General features: G+C 67.5%; 16 protein-coding genes. 7 read left to right on the top strand and 9 right to left on the bottom strand.

From position 1 onward, the window contains the following. From AC5592_RS21550 to AC5592_RS21540, 3 genes are all read left to right on the top strand, one after another. The coding region (locus tag AC5592_RS21550) for a multifunctional oxoglutarate decarboxylase/oxoglutarate dehydrogenase thiamine pyrophosphate-binding subunit/dihydrolipoyllysine-residue succinyltransferase subunit (protein ID WP_063065239.1) at positions 1–3490 on the top strand (3490 nt) is incomplete at its 5' end. Between the two features lie 249 nt (positions 3491–3739). Beyond that, positions 3740–4438, top strand: coding sequence for a PadR family transcriptional regulator (locus tag AC5592_RS21545; RefSeq protein WP_036504741.1), 699 nt, complete (start codon positions 3740–3742; stop codon positions 4436–4438). Positions 4439–4531: 93 nt separating this feature from the next. Then, a complete protein-coding gene (locus AC5592_RS21540; RefSeq protein WP_036504738.1) occupies positions 4532–6019 on the top strand; it encodes a DHA2 family efflux MFS transporter permease subunit in 1488 nt (495 codons plus the stop codon). Between the two features lie 162 nt (positions 6020–6181). Here AC5592_RS21540 and AC5592_RS21535 read toward each other — a convergent pair whose 3' ends face one another. Continuing rightward, positions 6182–7903, bottom strand: coding sequence for a molybdopterin-dependent oxidoreductase (locus AC5592_RS21535; protein ID WP_063065238.1), 1722 nt, complete (start codon positions 7901–7903; stop codon positions 6182–6184). A gap of 213 nt (positions 7904–8116) precedes the next feature. On the opposite strand from AC5592_RS21535, the gene AC5592_RS21530 reads away from it, so the two are divergent. Beyond that, on the top strand, positions 8117–9388 hold the full coding sequence (locus tag AC5592_RS21530; RefSeq protein WP_232329481.1) for a S1C family serine protease: 1272 nt from the start codon (positions 8117–8119) through the stop codon (positions 9386–9388). Here AC5592_RS21530 and AC5592_RS21525 read toward each other — a convergent pair. Next, positions 9355–9864, bottom strand: a complete 510-nt coding sequence (locus AC5592_RS21525; RefSeq protein WP_063065262.1) for a winged helix-turn-helix transcriptional regulator — start codon at positions 9862–9864, stop codon at positions 9355–9357. The genes AC5592_RS21530 and AC5592_RS21525 overlap by 34 nt on opposite strands. A 120-nt stretch (positions 9865–9984) precedes the next feature. Between AC5592_RS21525 and AC5592_RS21520 the strand changes: the two genes are divergently transcribed. Next, positions 9985–10686: an SDR family oxidoreductase gene (locus tag AC5592_RS21520; RefSeq protein ID WP_063065237.1), complete on the top strand. Its 702-nt coding sequence runs from the start codon at positions 9985–9987 to the stop codon at positions 10684–10686. A 37-nt stretch (positions 10687–10723) separates the two neighbouring features. Further along, positions 10724–11149 carry a tautomerase family protein gene (locus tag AC5592_RS21515; RefSeq protein WP_063065236.1) on the top strand — a complete coding sequence of 142 codons (426 nt, stop codon included), beginning with the start codon at positions 10724–10726 and terminating at the stop codon, positions 11147–11149. Positions 11150–11196: 47 nt separating this feature from the next. Here the strand turns inward: AC5592_RS21515 and AC5592_RS21510 are convergent, their stop codons facing one another. The 5 genes from AC5592_RS21510 to AC5592_RS21490 all read right to left on the bottom strand — a co-directional run bounded on the left by AC5592_RS21510 (position 11197) and on the right by AC5592_RS21490 (position 17105). Further along, positions 11197–11622 (bottom strand): VOC family protein, encoded by a 426-nt coding sequence (locus AC5592_RS21510; RefSeq protein ID WP_198163902.1) that lies wholly within the window; start codon positions 11620–11622, stop codon positions 11197–11199. Positions 11623–11795: 173 nt separating this feature from the next. After that, complete coding sequence (locus AC5592_RS21505; protein ID WP_063065234.1) at positions 11796–13586, bottom strand: AMP-dependent synthetase/ligase; 1791 nt, start codon at positions 13584–13586, stop codon at positions 11796–11798. A gap of 123 nt (positions 13587–13709) precedes the next feature. Continuing rightward, positions 13710–14636, bottom strand: coding sequence for an alpha/beta hydrolase (locus AC5592_RS21500; RefSeq protein WP_036504724.1), 927 nt, complete (start codon positions 14634–14636; stop codon positions 13710–13712). A gap of 22 nt (positions 14637–14658) precedes the next feature. After that, the gene (locus tag AC5592_RS21495; protein ID WP_036504721.1) at positions 14659–15489 is read right to left on the bottom strand and encodes an SDR family NAD(P)-dependent oxidoreductase; all 831 of its coding nucleotides are present in this window, start codon (positions 15487–15489) and stop codon (positions 14659–14661) included. Beyond that, the gene (locus tag AC5592_RS21490) at positions 15486–17105 is read right to left on the bottom strand and encodes a flavin-containing monooxygenase (RefSeq protein WP_084506980.1); all 1620 of its coding nucleotides are present in this window, start codon (positions 17103–17105) and stop codon (positions 15486–15488) included. Before AC5592_RS21490 ends, AC5592_RS21495 begins: the two co-directional genes overlap by 4 nt. 60 nt (positions 17106–17165) lie before the next feature. Here AC5592_RS21490 and AC5592_RS21485 point away from each other — a divergent pair, with 60 nt between their 5' ends. After that, positions 17166–17825 carry a TetR/AcrR family transcriptional regulator gene (locus AC5592_RS21485; RefSeq protein ID WP_036504719.1) on the top strand — a complete coding sequence of 220 codons (660 nt, stop codon included), beginning with the start codon at positions 17166–17168 and terminating at the stop codon, positions 17823–17825. A 28-nt stretch (positions 17826–17853) separates the two neighbouring features. On the opposite strand, the gene AC5592_RS21480 is transcribed toward AC5592_RS21485, so the two are convergent. Beyond that, positions 17854–19428: an MFS transporter gene (locus AC5592_RS21480; RefSeq protein ID WP_084506988.1), complete on the bottom strand. Its 1575-nt coding sequence runs from the start codon at positions 19426–19428 to the stop codon at positions 17854–17856. 178 nt (positions 19429–19606) lie between these two features. Beyond that, complete coding sequence (locus tag AC5592_RS21475) at positions 19607–20170, bottom strand: MTB12 C-terminal domain-containing protein (protein ID WP_157122100.1); 564 nt, start codon at positions 20168–20170, stop codon at positions 19607–19609. Positions 20171–20196: the final 26 nt, after the last annotated feature.

Below are 20196 nucleotides of genomic sequence, written 5' to 3'. Positions count from 1 at the left end.
GCCGCAGGCTCGCGGCAGCAAGCCGCAGGCCAGCACCACTCCGGCGCCGACCTCCAACGCCGCCCCCACCAAGACCGCTCCGGCCGAACCGGCCGCCGACGAGTCGAAGGTGCTGCGCGGTCCGGCCGCGGCGATCGTCAAGAACATGTCGTCGTCGCTGACCATCCCGACCGCGACCAGCGTGCGCGCCATTCCGGCGAAGCTGATGATCGACAACCGTCTGGTCATCAACAACCATCTGGCCCGTACCCGCGGTGGCAAGATCTCGTTCACCCATCTGCTCGGCTACGCGATCGTCCAGGCGGTCAAGGCGTTCCCGAATATGAACCGCCACTTCGCCGAGGTCGACGGCAAGCCGAATTCGGTGACCCCCGCGCACACCAACCTCGGCCTGGCGATCGACCTGCCGGGCAAGGACGGTAGCCGCACCCTGGTCGTCGCGGCGATCAAGAACACCGAGACGATGTCGTTCGCGCAGTTCCACAGCGCCTACGAGGACATCGTGCGCCGGGCGCGCGACGGCAAGCTCACCACCGAGGACTTCACCGGCGTCACCATCTCGCTGACCAACCCGGGCACCATCGGCACCAACCACTCGGTGCCGCGGCTGATGCCCGGCCAGGGCGCGATCATCGGCGCGGGTGCCATGGAGTACCCGGCCGAATTCCAGGGTATGAGCGATCAGCAGCTCGCCGAGATCGGTATCGGCAAGCTGATGACGCTGACCTCCACCTACGACCACCGCATCATCCAGGGCGCGGAGTCGGGTGATTTCCTGCGCACCATCCACAACCTGCTGATCTCCGACGAATTCTTCGACGAGATCTTCCACGGCATGGGTGTGCCCTACGAGCCGGTCCGCTGGCGCAAGGACATCAAAGAGCGCGGTGTCGACAAGAGCGTGCGCGTCCAGGAGCTGATCGCCGCGTATCGCAGTCGCGGCCACCTGATGGCCGACACCGATCCGCTGCGGCTGGTGAAGGACAAGTTCCGCAGCCATCCCGACCTCGACGTCACCCAGCACGGACTGACCCTGTGGGACCTCGACCGCGAATTCAACGTCGCGGGCTTCCACGGCCAGGAGCGGATGAAGCTGCGCGACGTGCTCTCGGTGCTGCGCGACGCGTACTGCCGCCACGTCGGTGTGGAGTACACCCACATCCTGGAAACCGAACAGCTGCAATGGATTCAGGACCGGGTCGAGCAGAAGCACGAGAAGCCGACCGTCGCCCAGCAGAAGTACATTCTGTCGCGGCTGAACGCGGCCGAGGCGTTCGAGACCTTCCTGCAGACCAAGTACGTCGGCCAGAAGCGCTTCTCGCTGGAGGGCGCCGAGTCGACCATCCCGATGATGGACGCCGTCATCGACCAGTGCGCCGAGCACGGGCTCGACGAGGTCGTCATCGGCATGCCGCACCGCGGCCGCCTGAACGTGCTGGCCAATATCGTCGGCAAGCCGTACTCGCAGATCTTCACCGAGTTCGAGGGCAACATGAACCCGGCCGCCACCCACGGCTCGGGCGATGTGAAGTACCACCTCGGCGCGCACGGCACCTACATCCAGATGTTCGGCGACAACGACATCGAGGTGTCGCTGACGGCCAACCCGTCGCACCTCGAGGCCGTCGACCCGGTGCTGGAGGGCCTGGTCCGCGCGAAGCAGGATCTGCTCACCAAGGAAGACCTGGTCACCAAGGGCGAGGAGGCGCGCACCTTCTCGGTCGTGCCGCTGATGCTGCACGGTGACGCGGCCTTCGCCGGCCAGGGTGTGGTCGCCGAGACGCTGAACATGTCGGGCCTGCGTGGCTACCGCGTCGGCGGCACGGTGCACATCGTGGTGAACAACCAGATCGGCTTCACCACCGCACCGGAGAACAGCCGCTCCACCGAGTACTCGACCGATATCGCCAAGTCGATCGGCGCGCCGATCTTCCACGTCAACGGCGACGATCCCGAGGCCTGCACCTGGGTGGCGCGCCTGGCGACCGACTTCCGCGAGAAGTTCCACAAGGATGTGGTCATCGACCTCATCTGCTACCGCCGTCGCGGCCACAACGAGGGCGACGACCCGTCGATGACCCAGCCGTACATGTACGACGTCATCGACACCAAGCGCAGCGTCCGCAAGTCCTACACCGAGGCTCTGATCGGCCGCGGCGACATCTCGATGAAAGAGGCCGAGGACGCCCTGCGCGACTACCAGGGCCAGCTGGAGCGGGTGTTCAACGAGGTCCGCGAGCTGGAGAAGTATCCGCCGGAGCCGAGCGAATCGGTCGAGGAGGAGCAGACCGTGCCGGGCACCGTCGTCACCGCGGTCGACAAGTCGGTACTGCAGCGCATCGGCGACGCCTTCCTGGGTGTGCCGGACGGCTTCAGCGTGCATCCGCGCGTGAAACCGGTGCTGGAGCGCCGTCGCGAGATGGCCTACGAGGGCAAGATCGACTGGGCCTTCGCCGAGCTGCTGGCCTTCGGCACCCTGATCGACGAGGGCCGCGCGGTGCGCTTGACCGGTCAGGACTCCCGGCGCGGCACGTTCACCCAGCGGCATTCGGTGATCATCGACCGCAAGTCCGGTGCCGAGTACACCCCGCTGCACAACATCGGCAGCGAGAATCCGGGCTGGTTCGCGGTGCACGACTCGGCGCTGAGCGAGTTCGCGGCCGTCGGTTTCGAATACGGCTACTCGCTGGGCAACCCGGACGCGCTGGTCCTGTGGGAGGCGCAGTTCGGTGACTTCGTCAACGGCGCGCAGTCGATCATCGACGAGTTCATCTCCTCCGGTGAGGCCAAGTGGGGTCAGCTCTCGGAGGTCGTGCTGCTGCTGCCGCACGGTCACGAGGGTCAGGGTCCCGACCACACCTCCGGCCGTATCGAGCGGTTCCTGCAGCTGTGCGCCGAGGGTTCGATGACGGTGGCGGTGCCCTCCACTCCGTCGAACTACTTCCACCTGCTGCGCCGGCACGCACTCGACGGCATCCGCCGTCCGCTGATCGTTTTCACGCCGAAGTCGATGCTGCGCAACAAGGCCGTCGTCTCCAACGTCGAGGACTTCACCGACGCGAAGTTCCGCTCGGTGCTCGAGGAGCCGACCTACGAGAGTGGCGACGGCGACCGGTCGAAGGTCAAGCGGATCCTGCTGACCAGCGGCAAGCTCTACTACGAGCTGGTCGCCGAGAAGGCCAAGAAGAACCGTGACGACGTCGCGATCGTGCGCATCGAACAGCTGTACCCGATCCCGTCCTACCGGCTCAACGAGAAGCTCGCGACCTACCCCAACGCCACGGATCTGGCGTGGGTCCAGGAGGAGCCGGCCAACCAGGGCGCCTGGCCGTTCTTCGGGTTGAACCTGCCGGAGATCCTGCCGGACCGGTTCAACAAGCTGCGCCGCATCTCCCGCCGTGCCATGTCGGCCCCGTCCTCGGGTTCGTCCAAGGTGCACGCGGTGGAGCAGCAGGAGATCGTCGACGAGGCCTTCGCCCCCACCGAATAGGTCGCACCGAATAGGTCGTATCGCCCGGACGCCGGGCCGGATCGCTCTGCGGAGCGGTGCGGTCCGGCGTTCGCCGTTTCCGGCGCCCGGATTCGTGTCACATTCGGGCACGCTCGATCGTCGTCATGAGTGGAACCACCTTGTGCCGGCACACTTCCGCGTCGTATATTCGGCGTGGAATATTTGAGCCGGAGCATGTCGGGCCGTCCGCGTAGTGTGCGGCGGCAGTGACGAAGGGAGTCGAGACCGATGTCCAAGCAGCCGGGTGCCACGTTGACGCCATTGGCGATCTCGGTACTGGCGCTGCTGGAAGAAGACCGCATGCATCCGTACGAGATGTATCAACTGCTGCTCAAGCGCCGGAAGGACAATCTGCTCAAGATTCGCCCCGGCTCGCTCTATCACACGGTGACCCGGCTGGCCGAACAAGGCATGGTCCAGGCGGAGGGTACCGAGCGTTCGGGCAACCGGCCGGAACGCACCACCTACCGCATCACCGAAGCCGGTACCGCGGCGCTGCGCACCCGCATCGCCGATATCGTCCGTCAGCCGATTCGTGAGTATCCGATCTTCCCCATCGGCTTGGCGGAGGCCCACAACCTTCCGGTCGACGAGGTGATCGCCCTGATCACCGAGCGTATCGGCTGGCTGGACAACGACATCACCGAACTCGACGCCATCCGGGAATGGGCGCGCTCCCGCGAGGTACCCCGGCGGTACTGGATGGTCATCGACTATCTGGTGGGGCTCGCGCGGCACGAAGTCACGTGGCTGCGCGGTCTCATCGAGGAGTTGCGCGACGGTTCGCTGCCGTGGCTGGAATTCGACGAGGGCGGAACCCGTTGCCCCGAGAAGACCGGTGACCTCGGCCATGACTGGGGTGCGGCCCTGACCGACGACGTACTCGCCGAGCTGCGGAAAGGCGGTGCGACCACTGCCGAGCACTGATCGGGCGCAGGTACGTGGCGCGCCCCGAGACCTTCATACGAACCACCCATCGGTCGTCGTCGTCGATCGATGCCGGGAACAGGAACGAAATCTATGACATCGCAAAGAAATCCGTGGCTGGCGCTCACCGCGCTGGTCGTCGGGTTCTTCATGATCCTGCTGGATATGACCATCGTCGCGGTGGCCAATCCGGCGATCATGCAGGACCTGCATACCGACATCAACAAAGTCATCTGGGTGACCAGTGCCTATCTGCTCACCTACGCGGTCCCGCTGCTGGTCACCGGCCGCCTCGGTGACCGTTTCGGCCCGAAGAACATCTACCTGGCCGGTCTCGCGGTCTTCACCCTGGCCTCGCTGTGGTGCGCGGTATCGGCCAATGTGGAGATGCTGATCGCGGCTCGCGCGGTGCAGGGCCTGGGCGCGGCGTTGATGACGCCGCAGACCATGGCCGTCATCACCCGCACCTTCCCGCCGGACAAGCGCGGCGCGGCGATGGGGCTGTGGGGCGGCGTCGCCGGCCTCGCGACACTGGTCGGCCCGATCCTCGGCGGCGTGCTGGTCGACTGGCAGGGCTGGAACTGGATCTTCTACATCAACGTGCCGATCGGCGTGATCGCGTTCGCGCTGGCGATGTGGCTGGTGCCGAATCTGGAGACCCACCAGCACAAGTTCGACTTCGTGGGCGTGGTGCTCAGCGGTGTCGGCATGTTCCTGCTGGTCTTCGGCATTCAGGAGGGCAACACCCGGGACTGGGACGCCTGGATCTGGACGATGATCATCGCCGGACTGGTGGTGCTGGGTCTGTTCGTGGTGAACCAGGCGCGCAACAAGGACGAGCCGCTGGTTCCGCTGAGCCTGTTCCGCGACCGCAACTTCTCGATGTCGAGCGTCGCGATCGCCGCGATGGGCGCCGCGGTCACCTCGCTGATGGTGCCGGCGTACTTCTACCTGGAGGCCGTGCGCGAATACACCCCGACCCGCGCCGCGCTGGTCTTCGCGCCGATGGCCATCGTCACCGGTCTGACCGCGCCGTTCATCGGCAAGATCTCCGACCGGATGCCGCCGCGCATTCTGCCCACCCTCGGATTCGGGGTGTTCGCCCTGACCGTCTTCGGCTTCGCGGCACTGATGAAGCCGGACAGCTCGATCGTGCTGTTCCTGGTGGTCGCGGGCATCGCCGGTCTGTCGAACTCCTGCATCTGGGCGCCGCTGGCGTCGACCGCCACCCGCAACCTTCCGATCCACCAGGCCGGCGCCGGCGCGGGTGTCTACAACACCACCCGGCAGGTCGGTTCGGTACTCGGTAGCGCCGCGATCAGCGCGCTGGTCTCGGCCCGCATGTCCGCGCAGGGTCTGGGCAGCGGACAATTCGGCGAGGGCGGCGGCACCGGAATGGGCCATATTCCCGAGCAGATCCTCGACAAGTTCAGCACGGCCCTCGGGCAGGCGATGATCCTGCCCGGCGCGATCCTGCTGATCGGTGTGGTGGCTTCGGCCCTGTTCGTCGGCAGCTCGGCGAAAAAGCAGCAGGAGGCCGAGGCCGGTTCCGAACCGGAGAAGGCCGGCATCCCCGGCTGAGGCCTGAGGCCGGTCGGCGCGCCGAACAGGGTGCGCGCAGCGCGATACGAGGTCCGCGTGGCAGTACGCCACGCGGACCTCGCCGTCTTCGCCGCGGTGCGCGTCACCGATCGGCGCCGGGCCGCATATCCCCGCTCGGCCGCGTCGGCGGAGGTCGCGCGGCTACCCGACTCGGATCGTCCGCGAGGGGTAGCCGCTCGCTCCGTCCGGAATGACGTCGGCGACCTCCGCGGTCTGAACCGTGCCGGTGCCGTCGGTGGCGCGGGCGCGGACCGTATGGGTTCCCGCGGCGGCATCCCAGTCGTAACTCCATTGCCGCCACGTGTCGACGGACGGTTCGGCGGCCAGGCGGGCGGGTTGCCATGGGCCGTTGTCGATCTGGACCTCGACGGCGTCGATGCCGCGGTGTTGTGCCCAGGCCACACCGGCGATCGTCACCCTCCCGGCCCGGACGGCGCCGCGCGGGGTGTCGATGCGGGTGCCGGTTTTGATCGGCCCGCGTTCGGACCAGCCGCGCCGCGTCCAATAGGCCTGAGCGCGATCGAATCTCGTGATCTCGAGTTCGGTGACCCATTTGGTGGCCGAGACGTAACCGTAGAGACCGGGCACGACCAGCCGGGCCGGATATCCGTGCTCGACGGGCAGCGGCTCACCGTTCATGCCGACCGCCAGCAGCGCGTCGCGCCCGTCGGTGAGCGCGGCGAGCGGACTTCCGGCGGTGAAGCCGTCGGCACTGCGGGACAAGACCATATCGGCGTCGGGATGCGGGCCCGCCTCGGCGATCAATTCGTCGAGCCGATAGCCCAGCCAGCTCGCATTGCCGATCAGATCGCCGCCGACCGGATTCGATACGCAGGTCAGCGTCACCAAGCGTTCCACCGACGGCCTGCGCGCCAGATCCGCGTAGTCGAGCAGGATTTCGCGATCCACCATGCCGTGGATCCGCAGTGACCACGTGTCCTTGCTGACCTGCGGAACGGTCAGCGCGGTGTCGATCCGGTAGAAGTCGGAATCAGGGGTGAGATACGACGCCAGTCCCGGTACTCGCAGATCCGCGGCCGGATCCACCGGGGGCACCGGCACATTCGGCGGCGGCAGCCGCACCGCCGCCCGTTCCCCCGCCACACTGCGCGCGCTCGCCCCGAGTACGCGCCCGGCGATTCCGGCCGCCACCGCCAGTACTCCCACCCCGACGATCCCCCGCATCACGTGCCGTCGATCGACCTGCGCCACATCGGGTTTCACCACGCGTGGCCAGGCGGCTCCGCGCGCACTCAGGCGAGCGTCGTCTCCCTCGACGAGCGCCGGCATCGCATCGGGGCCCTCGCTACCGGCAGGGTCTTGCGCACCCGTTTCCGCACCGGCCCCAGCTCCCCTGCCCGCACCGGCACCGCCACCCGAGCCCGGCGCCGCGGGCCCGCCGTCGCCACCACCCCGCGCCATCGCCGGCGCACCGAACGCCTCGTATCGCCGAATCAGCCACCGCAGCGAGACGATTGCCAGCACCACCCCCACGACCGACGGCAGCGCCCAGGTCCAGTCGGCGGCCGGGCGTTCGAGCGCAGCCCACGCCGCCCCGATGCCGAAGACGCCGAGCACCACCGAGCCGATCGGCCGCGCGGTTCGCTCGACCACCCCGACGAGCGCCGCGACGATCAGCGCCACCACGCCCATCAGCAGATACAGCATCATTTTGTCGTTCGTGCCGAAGGTGTCGATCGCCCATTCCCGCACCCCGTCGGGCGTGTGGTCGACCACCGTCGCCCCGATCGCCGCCAATGGCGCGCTCCCCGCCCCCACCGGGACCGACACCAATTCCGCGGCGCCCAGCGCCAGCCCCGCGGAGACGATTCCGCAGGCCGCGCGCAGTCCCGATCCGGCCATAACGGCGAGCGTACTGCGGATTGCCCCGGGCGAACCCTCCCGAACGAGCGCAACGGCCGCAGCGTCACGGATTCGTCAGAACTCGAAGCCGGACGTGATCCAGCCCATGTCGGCGGTTCCACGGCAAGCACCCAGCCGCTTCTCAGGAATCGCGCGCTTAATTGATAGAGGATCCAGATGCGTCGGGGCCGGGTCCGAGCCGACACACAGGATGTGACCGAACAGGACGTGATGAGCGTGTATCCGAACGAGGGCAATCGGCCGCACCAGCCTGGACCGTACGAACAGCGGCCGGGGGCATACGGCCCGCACGGCTATCCGGGTCAGCCGCCGTACCAGGGGCAGTATCCGGGTCAGCCTCACCCGCAGTACTCCCCGCGCGGACGCACGCCTCGGCACGGCCTGACCTTCGGCGCGGTGGCGGCCCTGGTCGCGGTGGTGGCGCTCGCGATCGCCCTGGTCGGATCCCGCATCGATGCGCACGGCCCCAACCAGGCGGCCCCGTTCGGCCACGGCCAGGGTTCGGTGGTGCAGCCGGTCGATTCGCAACCGCAGTCCACGGCGCTGGAGCAGGCGGCCAACGCGGTGGTGCCGGGCATCGTCGTGATCAATACCGAACTCGGCATGCAGAACGGCGCGGGCGCCGGAACCGGCATCGTGCTGGGCTCCGACGGCACGATCCTCACCAACAACCATGTAGTGGAAGGCGCGACCGACATCTCGGTCACCGACCTCGGCAACGGCCGCAGTTACAGCGGCAGCGTCGCCGGATTCGACCGGCAGGACGATCTGGCCGTGGTGAAGTTGCAGGGCGCCTCCGGGTTGCGGACGGCGCCGCTCGGCGATTCGGACCAGGTGAAGGTCGGCGATGCCATCGTGGGTGTCGGCAACGCGGGCGGCACCGGCTCCCCGACCGCCGCCGCCGGACGCGTCACCGCACTGGACCGTTCCATCACCGCCAGTGACGAATCGGCCGGCGCCGCCGAGCAGTTGACCGGTCTCATCCAGGTTGCCGCGAATATCCAGCCGGGCGATTCGGGTGGCCCGTTGATCAACACCTCCGGCCAGGTGGTCGGCGTGAACACCGCCGCGTCCCAGGGTTTCCAGCTCGGCGCGAGCGGTGGTCAGGGCTTCGCGATTCCGATCGACAAGGCGAAGACGATCGCCGCGCAGATCCAGGCGGGCAAGAGTTCGGACCGCGTGCACATCGGCGATTCCGCGTTCCTCGGTATCACGATGAGCGATGCCAACGGTTCCGGCGCGCTGGTCCGCAATATCGTGAGTGGCGGTCCGGCACAGGCCGCGGGCTTGGCCCCGGGCGATGTGATCACCGGGCTGGACGGCCACGGCATCGATTCGGCGACCACCATGACGAACACGATGGATCAGCATCACCCGGGCGATACCGTCACGCTCACCTGGGTGGACCGCTCGGGACAGAGCGAGTCCGGTCAGGCGTCGCTCGCCCAGGGGCCCGTGGGCTGACCCGGCACCGACGAGTTCAGTCGAATCTCGAGCTCGTCGGCCTTCTTGTCCGGTCCCTGCTCAGGCGTGACGCGTACCCCCACCACCGCTCCGGATTCCCGGTCGACGAACGACAGCGGCGGCTTCCCGTCCTGCAGATATTTGTCGCCCCACTGCATCAGTGACAGGAATACCGGCAGCAGGTCCTCACCGGCCGCGGTCAGGCGGTATTCCGCGCGTTCGCGCCGGCCGGGTTCCCGATACGGCACCCGTTCCACGATGCCCGCCGACTCGAGCTGTTTGAGCGCTCGCGACACCGCCGGCGCCGAGGTGCCGATCCGTGTCGTGAAGTCCTCGAATCGTGTTGTGCCGTAGAAGCATTCGCGGACGACGAGGAAAACCGTCCGGGTGCTGAGCAACTCGAGCACCCGTCCGGCCGAACATCGGTCACCGATCGACCAGGCATCCCGGTCGCTCAGCCGCGGCTCGAACATCATCGACACGACCCCATGTTACCTAACGCTTGCGTTACCCAGCCGGGCTGTGCTGTCATCTAACTAACGAGATCGTTACCCAGAGGGTGAGCAGTCGCCCCGAACGATCCGAAAGGACGAGAGATGGCCGGAATCGAAGGAGCGGTCGCACTGGTGACGGGCGGGCAGCGGGGGCTCGGCAGAGCCTTCACCGACGAGCTGCTCAGGCGCCGCGCCGCCAAGGTCTACACCACCGCCCGCACCCCGAAGGCCGCCGACGACCCCCGCGTCGAGCCGCTCGCGCTGGACGTCACCGACGCCGATTCGGTCGCCGCCGCGGCATTGCGGGCCCGCGACGTCGAAATCGTGGTGAACAATGCCGGCGTTCTCCTCCCCGCACCGCTGCTGACCGCCGATATGGCCGATATCGTCACCACGTTCGACACCAACGTCTTCGGCCCGCTGCGGGTGGCCCAGGCATTCGCGCCGATTCTGGCGGACAACGGCGGCGGCGTCCTCATCGACATCCATTCGGTGCTGTCGTGGGCCGCGGGCGCGGCGGCCTACGGTGCGTCGAAGGCGGCGCTGTGGTCGCTGACCAATTCGCTGCGGCTGGAGCTGGCCGCACAGCGCACGCAGGTGGTCGGCGTCCATCTGGGATTCGCCGATACCGAGATGGTACGGCGCCTCCCGGGCGACAAGCTCGCACCGAACGTGGTGGCCGAGGCCGTCTTCGACGGCGTACTGCGCGGCGATACCGAAGTGCTGGTCGACGACGTCACGCGCGGCGTGAAGGCGGCACTGTCCGGCCCCGTCGAAGGCCTCGCACTGACCATCTCCCGCTGAACCCGTTACCGCACATCATCTTTCGAAGGGATCACCGATGCCACTGTGGCATGTCCACCACCCCGCCGGCACCTATTCCGACGCCGACAAACAGGATTTCGCCCGAGACATCACCGCGCTGTACGCCTCCTTCGGCTTGCCGGAGTTCTACGTCGTCGTGCTGTTCCGGGAGATCGAGGAGACGTCCTTCTTCGTCGGCGGGAAGCCGTCGAACAACACGGTGCGAATCGTCGTGGAACATCTCGCGCGCCATCTGGACGACCCGCAGATGCGCAAGCGGTCGACGCAGCGGCTCAACTCGATCATGGAGCCCTACACCGGCGCGCGTGGATTGCACTGGGAATTCCACACCTACGAATCCCCGCGCGATCTGTGGATGATCGACGGACTGTTCCCACCGGACGCCGGCAGCGAGGCCGAACAGGCGTGGGTGCGCGCCAACGAACCCATTCCCTACAGCTAGCTCCCACAACCGACGCCGCCCGGCGGGCCACGGCGTGCGGTCGAAATCTATTCGCCGCCGTACAGATTGATCATCCACGGCACCGAGAATTTGTCGGTGACCATGCCGAACTGCTTCGCCCACTCGGTTTTGCCCAGCGGCATGGTGACCTGTCCGCCCGCGGACAACCCGGTGAAGATCCGTCCGGCCTCAGCCTCGTCGTCCACATCCAGGCAAACGCTGAACGGCACGTTGTCGTGGTTGATCTGCTGATCGGGCGGACAGTCCGACCCCATCAGCAGCTGATCCTCCCGCCAGGTCAACGCGGCGTTGGCGATTCGCTTGCCCACCTCTTCGGGCAGGTTCCCGCCACCGCCGTCACCCATGTCTCGATAGCGGACCATCTGCAGTTCCCCGCCCAGGATCGACTGATAGAAGGTGAATGCCTCCTCGGCATCCCCGTCGAACATCAGATATGCGGTAGCCGACTTCACGATTGCCTCCTCCGGAAGGGATACGGGCCTGCGGCCGGCGGCCACTGCCCCACAGATGAGACGGCGCCAGCCGGGAAAAATCATCGGGGTCGATCGCGCATATCGTCGCACGGCACGAACGCGAACGGCCCGCCTTCCGGATGAAGACGGGCCGTTCGGGCGTACGAGCGGGCTCAGCCGTAGATCGCCTCGACCTCGGTCGCGTAGTTCTTCATCACCACATTGCGCTTGAGCGACATCTTCGGCGTCAGCTCACCGCTCTCCTCGGTCCAGTCGACCGGCAGGATGCGGGTCTTCTTGATCGCCTCGGCATGGGAGACCAGCTTGTTGGTGTCCTTCACCGCCTTGTCGATCTCGGCGGTCAGTTCCGGCAGCTCGATCAGCTTCTCGATCGGGGTGTCCTCGGGCACGTTGTTGCGGGTCTTCCAGCCCGGCAGCGCCTCCGGGTCGAGGGTGATCAGCGCGCCGACGAACGGCTTGCCGTCACCGACCACCATCACCTGGCTGATCAGCGGATGCGAGCGCAGGGAGTCCTCGAGCATCGCCGGGGAGACGTTCTTGCCGCCGGCGGTGACGATGATTTCCTTCTTGCGACCGGTGATCGTGATGAAGCCCTGCTCGTCGATGGCGCCGAGGTCGCCGGTCTTGAACCAGCCGTCGTCGAAGGCGTCCTCGGTGGCGGTCGGGTTGTTCCAGTAGCCGGCGAACACGACCGGGCCGCGCAGCAGCAGCTCGCCGTCCTCGGCCACCTTCGCGGCGTGACCGCCGAGCGGGCGGCCCACCGAGCCGACCTTCAGATGTTCGGGGGTGTTCACCGAAACAGCGGCGGTGCTCTCGGTCAGGCCGTAGCCCTCGTAGATCGTGACGCCGATACCGCGGAAGAAATGACCCAGCCGCGCGCCGAGGGGGCCGCCGCCGGAGACGGCGGACTTGCAGCGCCCACCCATGGCCTCGCGCAGCTTGCCGTAGACCAGCTTGTCGAACACCGTGTGCTTGACCTTGAGCACGAGACCCGGGCCGCCGTTGTCGAGCGCCTGGCTGTACTCCACGGCGGTGTCGGCGGCCAGATCGAAGATCTTGCCCTTGCCGCCGTCGTGCGCCTTCTGCTTCGCGCCGTTGAACACCTTCTCGAATACGCGCGGCACCGAGAGGATGAAGTCCGGCTTGTACTCGCCGAACTGCTCGACGAGCGTCGACCAGTCGGCCGTGTGCGCGACGGTGACCCCGGCGTCGAAGGCCGCCAGCGCGACCGCGCGGGCGAAGACGTGGGCCAGCGGCAGGAACAGCAGCGAGCGATGACCGGGCTTGAGGAACTGCGGCATCGCGGCACGGTCGGCGGCCGATTCGGCGTAGAGGTTGGCATGCGAGAGCATGACGCCCTTGGGCCGGCCGGTGGTGCCGGAGGTGTAGATCAGCGAGGCCGGCGAGGCCGCCTTGACCTGCTTGCGCCGCTCGTGCACGGCCTCGTCGCCGAGATCCTTGCCCCGGGCGAGCAGGGTGTCGATCGCACCGTCGTCGATCACCAGCGGCTCGCGCAGTTCGGGCAGGCCGTCCTCGATCTCGGCGATGGTGGCCCGGTGCCGGGCGTTCTCGACCACGATCAGCTTGGTGCCCGAATCCGACAGGATCCAGCGCGCCTGCTCGGCGGAGGAGCTGTCGAAGATCGCGACGGTGCAGCCGCCGGCCGCCCAGATCGCGAAGTCCAGCACGACCCACTCGTACCGGGTGGAGGCCAGGATGGCGACCCGGTCGCCGAGTTCGATGCCGGAGGCGATCAGTCCCTTGGCCACCGCGGTGACATGTTTCGCGAACTCCGCGGCGGTGACATCTGTCCAACCGCCCTTGCCGTCCGGCCTGTTGAACACCACCAGGCCGGGCGTACGCTCGGCGTGCCGGAAGGCGCCATCGGACATATTGGCGTCTTCGGGGATGGTGTAGGTAGCCGGGACTTCGAACTCTCGCATCGGTGCCCTTCCACGTGGTCTACTCGCCAGTAATTTACGCCAGCCGCAACGGCAGGCTCCGCCCGGCCGCCCGGTCGAGAATTTCGACACGGATGCGGCCGGACGGAACCTGTCCTACGGCTTCTATCCTATGGATCCGGTTTGCGCTGGTTGCAGCGATTGACCGAGGAATCCCGCCAGTTCCCGCGCGGCGAGCGCGGCCGGCGCCACCAGCGACGCCTGCAGCTGCGAGACGTGCCAGAGCCCGCGCGTCACCGAGAACTGCACCGGCACCTGGGCTGCCCGCAGTGCGGCCGCCAGGCGCACGCACTGCGAATGCAGCAACTCGCCCTCGTCGACCTGGACGTAGGTCGCGGGTAGCCCGCCCAGCGATCCGAGCAGCGGCGCGTAGCCCGGATCGAGCGGATCGCCGTCGCCCAGATAGGCGGCGGCGCACAACCGCGACCACGCCTTGTTGACCACCAGGTCGCGCTCGCGGGCCGGCAGTTCGTTCGGGTCGGCCCACGGGGCGATCAAACCCAGTGCGGCGGGCCGCATTCCGTGCCGGTCACGCAGGCGCAACGCCAGCGCGAGTGATAGTCCGCCGCCGGCGGAGTCGCCCGCGACCGCGATCTGCTGCGGCGCCAGGCCGGTGGACACCAGCTCCAGGAAGGCCGCCTCGGCGTCGTCGAGCGCGGCCGGATACGGATGTTCCGGCGCCAGCCGGTAGTCCGGAACGTAGACGGGACAACCGATGTCGCGCGACAGATGCGCCGCCAGCGACCGATGGGTGGCCGGGGACCCGATGGTGTATCCACCACCGTGCAGGTACAGCACCGCACCCGGGCCGTCGGCTACGCCGGCGGTCACCCGCTCGGCGGGACGGCCGCCGAGCCGCATCCGATGCACCCGTGTACCGGCGGGCAGCGTCTGCAGCACCGAACCCGCGTCGAGCAGGTGGCGCTGCGCCGCCCACGGCAGCCGGCTGTGCATGGCGAACCGGAACATCGGCCCGAGGACGGCCCGCGCGACGGGCAGCGGCAGGGCCACGGATTTCGAAAAACCAGGCATCACAGTGAATTCCCGCGGCGAATCAGGGCAGGAACCGGCTGTTGACGACGTTCGCGATGCGCTGGTAGTAGGACGCGGTGGTGCGCACGAACAGATCGAGCGCCTTGGCCTCCCAGCCGATCAGCACGCGGCCGTGACCCTTGCGCACGGCCTCGGTGATGGTCTGCGCGGCCATCTCCGGGGTGTGCAGGGCGAGCTGCTTGTCGAAGAACGAGGAGAACTTCTGAGCGTCGATCCCCTCGGCGTAGGTGGCGTTGCGCGCCACGGCGGTCTTGATACCGCCGGGATGGACGCAGGTGACCTTGACCGGATGCTTGCGCGCCAGCATCTCCTGGCGCAGCGATTCGGTGAAGCCGCGCACCGCGAATTTGGCGGCGTTGTAAGCACTCTGGCCCGGCACCGCGATCAGGCCGAACAGACTGGACACGTTGATCACGTGGCCGTCACCGGATTCGATGATGGCGGGCAGGAACGCCTTGGTGCCGTTGACGACTCCCCAGAAATCGACATCCATGATGCGCTCGATGTCCTTGAACTGGGAGTCGACCACCTCGCCGTGGAAGGCGATACCGGCGTTGTTGTAGATCTGGTGCACCACGCCGAAATGCTTCTTCACCTCGTCGGCGTAGAGCAGCACCGCTTCGCGCTCGGCCACGTTGAGCCGATCGGACTTCACCTGCGCACCCAGCGCCTCGACGCGGCGGACGGTTTCGGCCAGTCCTTCGGTATCGATGTCGGAGAGGGCGAGTTTCGCGCCCCGGCGGGCCAGGTTCTCGGCCAGCGCGCGGCCGATACCCGAGCCGGCGCCCGTGATCACACATACCTTGCCGGTGAAATAAGCGTCATTGCTCACTGTGCTGCTACCACTTTCAGATCGGGCCGCGCGGCCCCGTCGGTCGATCGGGTCGTGTCGTATGCCGCGACGTCGAACTTCTCCGTCAGCTTGCGGAAGCGGAAGGTGAAATCGGGCCACAGCGTGGTGTTGTTGCCGTGCTTGTCCAGATACCAGCTGGCACAACCACCGTTGAGCCAGACGCTGTTGGACATGCGGTCCTGCAGGTCGCGGTTGTAGGTGTCCTGCACGTCTTTTCGCACCTCGACCGTACGCAGGCCGCGCTGGTCGAAGGTGGCGATCGCGTCGGCGATGTAGTTGATCTGCGATTCGATCATGTACACCATCGAGGTGTGGCCGAGGCCGACGTTCGGGCCGAGCAGGAAGAACATGTTCGGGAAGTTGTTGATCGCCGCGCCCTTGTAGCCCTGCTGCCCGATCTCGTCGAACAGCTCGGTGAGCGTGCGCCCGTCGCGGCCGGCGATCGTCTCGTACACCGGCGAATCGGTGACGTGGAATCCGGTCGCCACGATGAGGGCGTCGATCTCGCGTTCGGTGCCGTCGGCGGTGACGATCGAATTCGCGCGGATCTCGCGGATGCCGTCGGTGACCACGTCGACATTGTCGCGCCTGAGCGCCGGGTAGTACTCGTTGGAGATCAGCATGCGCTTGCAGCCGATGCGGAAGTTCGGCGTGACCTTCTCGCGCAACTGCGCGTCCGGCACCTCGAGCCGCAGCTTCAGCCGGGCGAGGCCTTCCAGCGCGAGCATGGCCGGCGGGAACTTCGCCAGGCCGACGACCTGCGTTTCGCGGGCTGCGTAGATGGCGGCACGCGACAACTTCTGCACGCCGGGAACGTATTTGAAGGCCAGCCGCTCGGGCAGGGTGTACGGACGGTCGATCCGCGGCAGCAGCCACGGGGCGGTGCGCTGGTAGACGTCGAGATGGGCCACCTTCGGCGCGATCGAGGGCACGATCTGGATGGCCGAGGCGCCGGTGCCGATCACCGCGACCCGCTTGCCGGTCAGATCCGCGTCGTGATCCCAGCGCGCGGAGTGGAAGATGCGGCCCTGGAAACCGTTGATGCCCTTGATATCCGGAAGGTTCGGTTCGCACAGCGCGCCGACGGCGGAGACCAGGATGTCGGCGGTGAACGCGCCCTGGCTGGTCTGCACCTCCCAGCGGGCCTGCTCCTCGTTCCACCGGGCGCCGGTCATCTCGCAGTCGAAGATGTGCTTGTCTCGCACGCCGTGCCGATCGGCCACGCCCTGGATGTAGGACTGGATCTCCGGCTGCTTGGAGAACGAGCGCGACCAGTTCGGATTGAGCGCGAACGAGTAGGAGTACAGCTGCGACGGCACATCGCAGGCGGCGCCGGGGTAGGTGTTGTCGCGCCAGGTACCGCCGACATCGTTGCCGCGCTCGAGCACCAGGTAGTCGTCGCGACGCTGCTGGCTCAAACGGATGGCCAGGCCCAGGCCCGAGAATCCACTGCCGACGATCAACGTATGCACATGACGCGCCCCCGCTACACTGCGGCTCCGCTCATCACGGCCTTCGCGGCGCTCTCCGTGGTCACGCAAGCTACCGCCTCCGAGCGCGTCGCTACGGCCGTTGTCTGTAACCCTACGACTCATGTATCCAACCCTACGATCCTATTGAGCAGGAGTCAACAGTATTGACTACCGTTCAGTAGGATGGCAACCGTGAGTGACAACGGTCCCGGCACCAAACGGGTGCGGCTGAGCCCGGGCGAACGGCGCGAACAGCTGGTGTCGCTGGGCGTGAAAATGCTGCGCGACCGCACGCTGGAGGACATCTCCATCGGGGAGATCGCCCGGCAGGCGGGCATCTCCCGCGGCCTGCTCTTCCACTACTTCGCGTCGAAGCAGGATTTCCAGCGCGCCATCGTGCGCCGCGCCAACGAGGAACTACTCGCTCGCACCATGCCCGACCGCAGCCTCGATCTGTTCAGCATGCTGCGCGACGCGGTCGAACGCTACGTCGAGTACGTCAGCGAGAACCGGATCTCCTACCAGGGCCTGCTCCGCGGCCCCGCCAGCGGCAGCCCCGAACTGATGGCGCTGGCCGACGCCACCCGCGATGCCATGGTCGATCGCATCCTCGCCGAGACACCGCTGGCCGCCGACGATCCCGAACTCCCGCGACTTCGCCTGGTGTTCCGCGGCTGGATCGCGTTCGTCGAGGAGACGACCCTGATCTGGTTGCGCGAGGAGCAGATCGGCCGCACCGAGTTGATCGACACCCTGGTCGGCGCACTGCCCGCGCTCGCCATGCATCCCGTGCTCACCGAATGGCTGGCCGGTTCGGCCGGCGGCACCGCGCTGCCCGCGTGACCACGGCAGCGGAGCTGCCCGCGTGACCTCAGTCCTCGTGCACGTATCCGGCGCGATCGCCGCGCCGCGGTAACCAGAGCGCGGTGACCACGGCGGCGATCAGAATCATGATCGCCGACACCAGCAGCGCTACCTCGAGTCCACGATGGAAGGCCTCGTAGGTGGCGTGGATGACCCGGTTCACGATCGGCCCGTAGGCGGCCGAGGCCGCCGCGTCACCCCCGGCCGGGACATTGCCGGTCTCGATGGCGTCGATGACGATGGCCTGGAAATTCGCCGGCACGCCGATCTGCCGCAACCGATCCCGCAGGTCCGAATTCAGGAAGGAATTGACCAGCGAACCCAGTACGGCCACCCCCACCACCGCCCCGACCTGACGCATGGTGTTGGTGGCGGCGGCCGCCATACCGGAATGTTCGGCCGGAACGCCGGACAGCACGGCCGAGGTCAGCGGCACCACCGCGATACCGAAACCGAGGCCGGCCAGCATCAGGGCCAGCGCCAGCGGCGTGAATTCGACTGTGACGCCGAGGAACTGACGCGTGAGCAGAATGCCCGCCGCACCGAGCACACACCCGGCGATCATCGGCGTGCGGGAGCCGCGCAGCGCCACCCAGAATCCGGAGATCAGCGAGCCGGCGATGATCGCCACGGCCATCGGGCCGAATACCGCGGCGGTTCGCCACCCCGAATAGTCCAGCACCTCTTGCAGATACAGCGCGGTGAAGAAGAAGATCGAGAAGATGCCGAAGTAGACCGCGAACGCCACCACCAGCGCACTGCGCACCAGCGGGCGCTCCAGGTAGCGGAAGTCGAACATCGGATTGCGCGCGCGCGACTCGACCACCAGGAAGGCGACGAAGGCGATCCCGCCGATCACGAACAGCGTGATCACCGAGGCGGCCGAATAGCCCACCTGCTCACCGGAGATGGCCGCGTAGATCACGCAGCCGAGAAACGTTGCGCCCAGGACGAATCCGGCCCAATCGACCGGGCCCGGCTGCGGATCGGCGCTTTCCGGCACGAATTTCAGCGCCGCCGCCAGCACGATCACGCCGACGATCAGGTTGAACCAGAAGATCGAGCGCCAGCCGAACGCCCCGACCAGCAGCCCGCCGATCACCGGCCCCAGCGCCAGCGCCAATCCGGAGACCGCCGCCCACGCACCCAGTGCCTTCGCGCGGGCGCCGCGATCGGGGAAGATGTGCCGGATCACCGACAGGGTGCCCGGTTCGGAGGCCGCCGCACCCACGCCCATGACCGCCCGCCCGGCGATCAGGATCGACACACTTCCGGCCACCGCGGACAACACCGAGCCGACGGCGAACACCACCAGCCCGCCGACCATGACGCGTTTGCGACCCCACCGGTCGCCGAGGGTGCCGGCGGTGAGCATCAGACTCGCGAACACCAGCGTGTAGGCGTTCACCACCCACTGCAGCGACACCACACCGGCATGGACGTCGGACTGGATATCGCCGAGGACGACGCTGACGATCGTGGTGTCGAGGAAGGTGACGAACAGGACGGCGGTAACCACCGCGAGCGCCACATAAGGACGCTCGGCACCGGGCGACACAGGTTGCGCCGCAACGGAACCCATCGAAGCCGCACCGCCCGCCGCCCCGGTCTCGGCCCCCGCGTTCGGGGCGGAGCCGGTACCGGGCACAGCGGATTCGGAGCCCGCCCCGGCAGCCGAGGCGGCCGATGCGTCGCGGTGCAGCGGACGACCAGATCCGGCGCCGCGGCGGTCCGACGGATCCGACGACGTCATCGCGATCTCAACTGGTCGGCGCGGGAAGGACGGTGGGGTTCCCAGGTGTCGCGCCGGGGGCCGGCGTCGCACCCGGACTCGGCGTCCCCGAGGCCGCGCCGCAGACCGGCGGGGCCGCGCCTTCCAGGGTGAGCAGTGCGCAGAAGGTCGCGGCCGTGACCTTCCAGGTGCCCTCGATCTGCACCGCGCCGCCCTGCTGACCGGACAGCGCGGGTGTGCCGTTGAACAGCACGTCGAAGGTGACGTCGGCGTGGTCGGTGCTGGTGCTGGCGACATTGGTGACCTTGGCCGAGGCGGATTTCGCCATCGGCGAATCGGCCTGTGCCTTGATCGCGGCGGCGAACGCGGGCCCGTTCTCCAGCAGCGCGACCTTCTGGTCGGCGGAGGTGGATCCGTCGAAGAAGCGCTCGAAGTTCCGGGTCACCGCCTGGGTCACCGTCGGCGTGCCGGTACTGGACGATTCGGTGGATTTGCCGCCGGAGTCATCGCTGCCGCAGGCGGCAGCGGCGGTCACCAGCGCGGTAAGTGCGCATGCCGCAAGTATTTTCGCCACTGACCCGCGATCGAACATGAGGCGGCCTCCCTCGGTGACGGTAG

Source organism: Nocardia violaceofusca NBRC 14427 (assembly GCF_963869435.1).
GTDB lineage: Bacteria > Actinomycetota > Actinomycetes > Mycobacteriales > Mycobacteriaceae > Nocardia > Nocardia aobensis.
This window is presented reverse-complemented; position numbering and strand designations above follow the sequence as displayed.

What these genes read in the sequence shown, in the direction of transcription:
- AC5592_RS21545 (WP_036504741.1), top strand. Translation starts at nt 3,740, where the DNA reads ATGTCCAAGCAGCCGGGTGCCACGTTGACGCCATTGGCGATCTCGGTA.
- AC5592_RS21540 (WP_036504738.1), top strand. Translation starts at nt 4,532, where the DNA reads ATGACATCGCAAAGAAATCCGTGGCTGGCGCTCACCGCGCTGGTCGTC.
- AC5592_RS21535 (WP_063065238.1), bottom strand. Translation starts at nt 7,903, where the DNA reads ATGGCCGGATCGGGACTGCGCGCGGCCTGCGGAATCGTCTCCGCGGGG.
- AC5592_RS21525 (WP_063065262.1), bottom strand. Translation starts at nt 9,864, where the DNA reads ATGATGTTCGAGCCGCGGCTGAGCGACCGGGATGCCTGGTCGATCGGT.
- AC5592_RS21520 (WP_063065237.1), top strand. Translation starts at nt 9,985, where the DNA reads ATGGCCGGAATCGAAGGAGCGGTCGCACTGGTGACGGGCGGGCAGCGG.
- AC5592_RS21515 (WP_063065236.1), top strand. Translation starts at nt 10,724, where the DNA reads ATGCCACTGTGGCATGTCCACCACCCCGCCGGCACCTATTCCGACGCC.
- AC5592_RS21505 (WP_063065234.1), bottom strand. Translation starts at nt 13,586, where the DNA reads ATGCGAGAGTTCGAAGTCCCGGCTACCTACACCATCCCCGAAGACGCC.
- AC5592_RS21500 (WP_036504724.1), bottom strand. Translation starts at nt 14,636, where the DNA reads ATGCCTGGTTTTTCGAAATCCGTGGCCCTGCCGCTGCCCGTCGCGCGG.
- AC5592_RS21490 (WP_084506980.1), bottom strand. Translation starts at nt 17,105, where the DNA reads ATGAGTCGTAGGGTTACAGACAACGGCCGTAGCGACGCGCTCGGAGGC.
- AC5592_RS21485 (WP_036504719.1), top strand. Translation starts at nt 17,166, where the DNA reads ATGGCAACCGTGAGTGACAACGGTCCCGGCACCAAACGGGTGCGGCTG.
- AC5592_RS21480 (WP_084506988.1), bottom strand. Translation starts at nt 19,428, where the DNA reads ATGGGTTCCGTTGCGGCGCAACCTGTGTCGCCCGGTGCCGAGCGTCCT.
- AC5592_RS21475 (WP_157122100.1), bottom strand. Translation starts at nt 20,170, where the DNA reads ATGTTCGATCGCGGGTCAGTGGCGAAAATACTTGCGGCATGCGCACTT.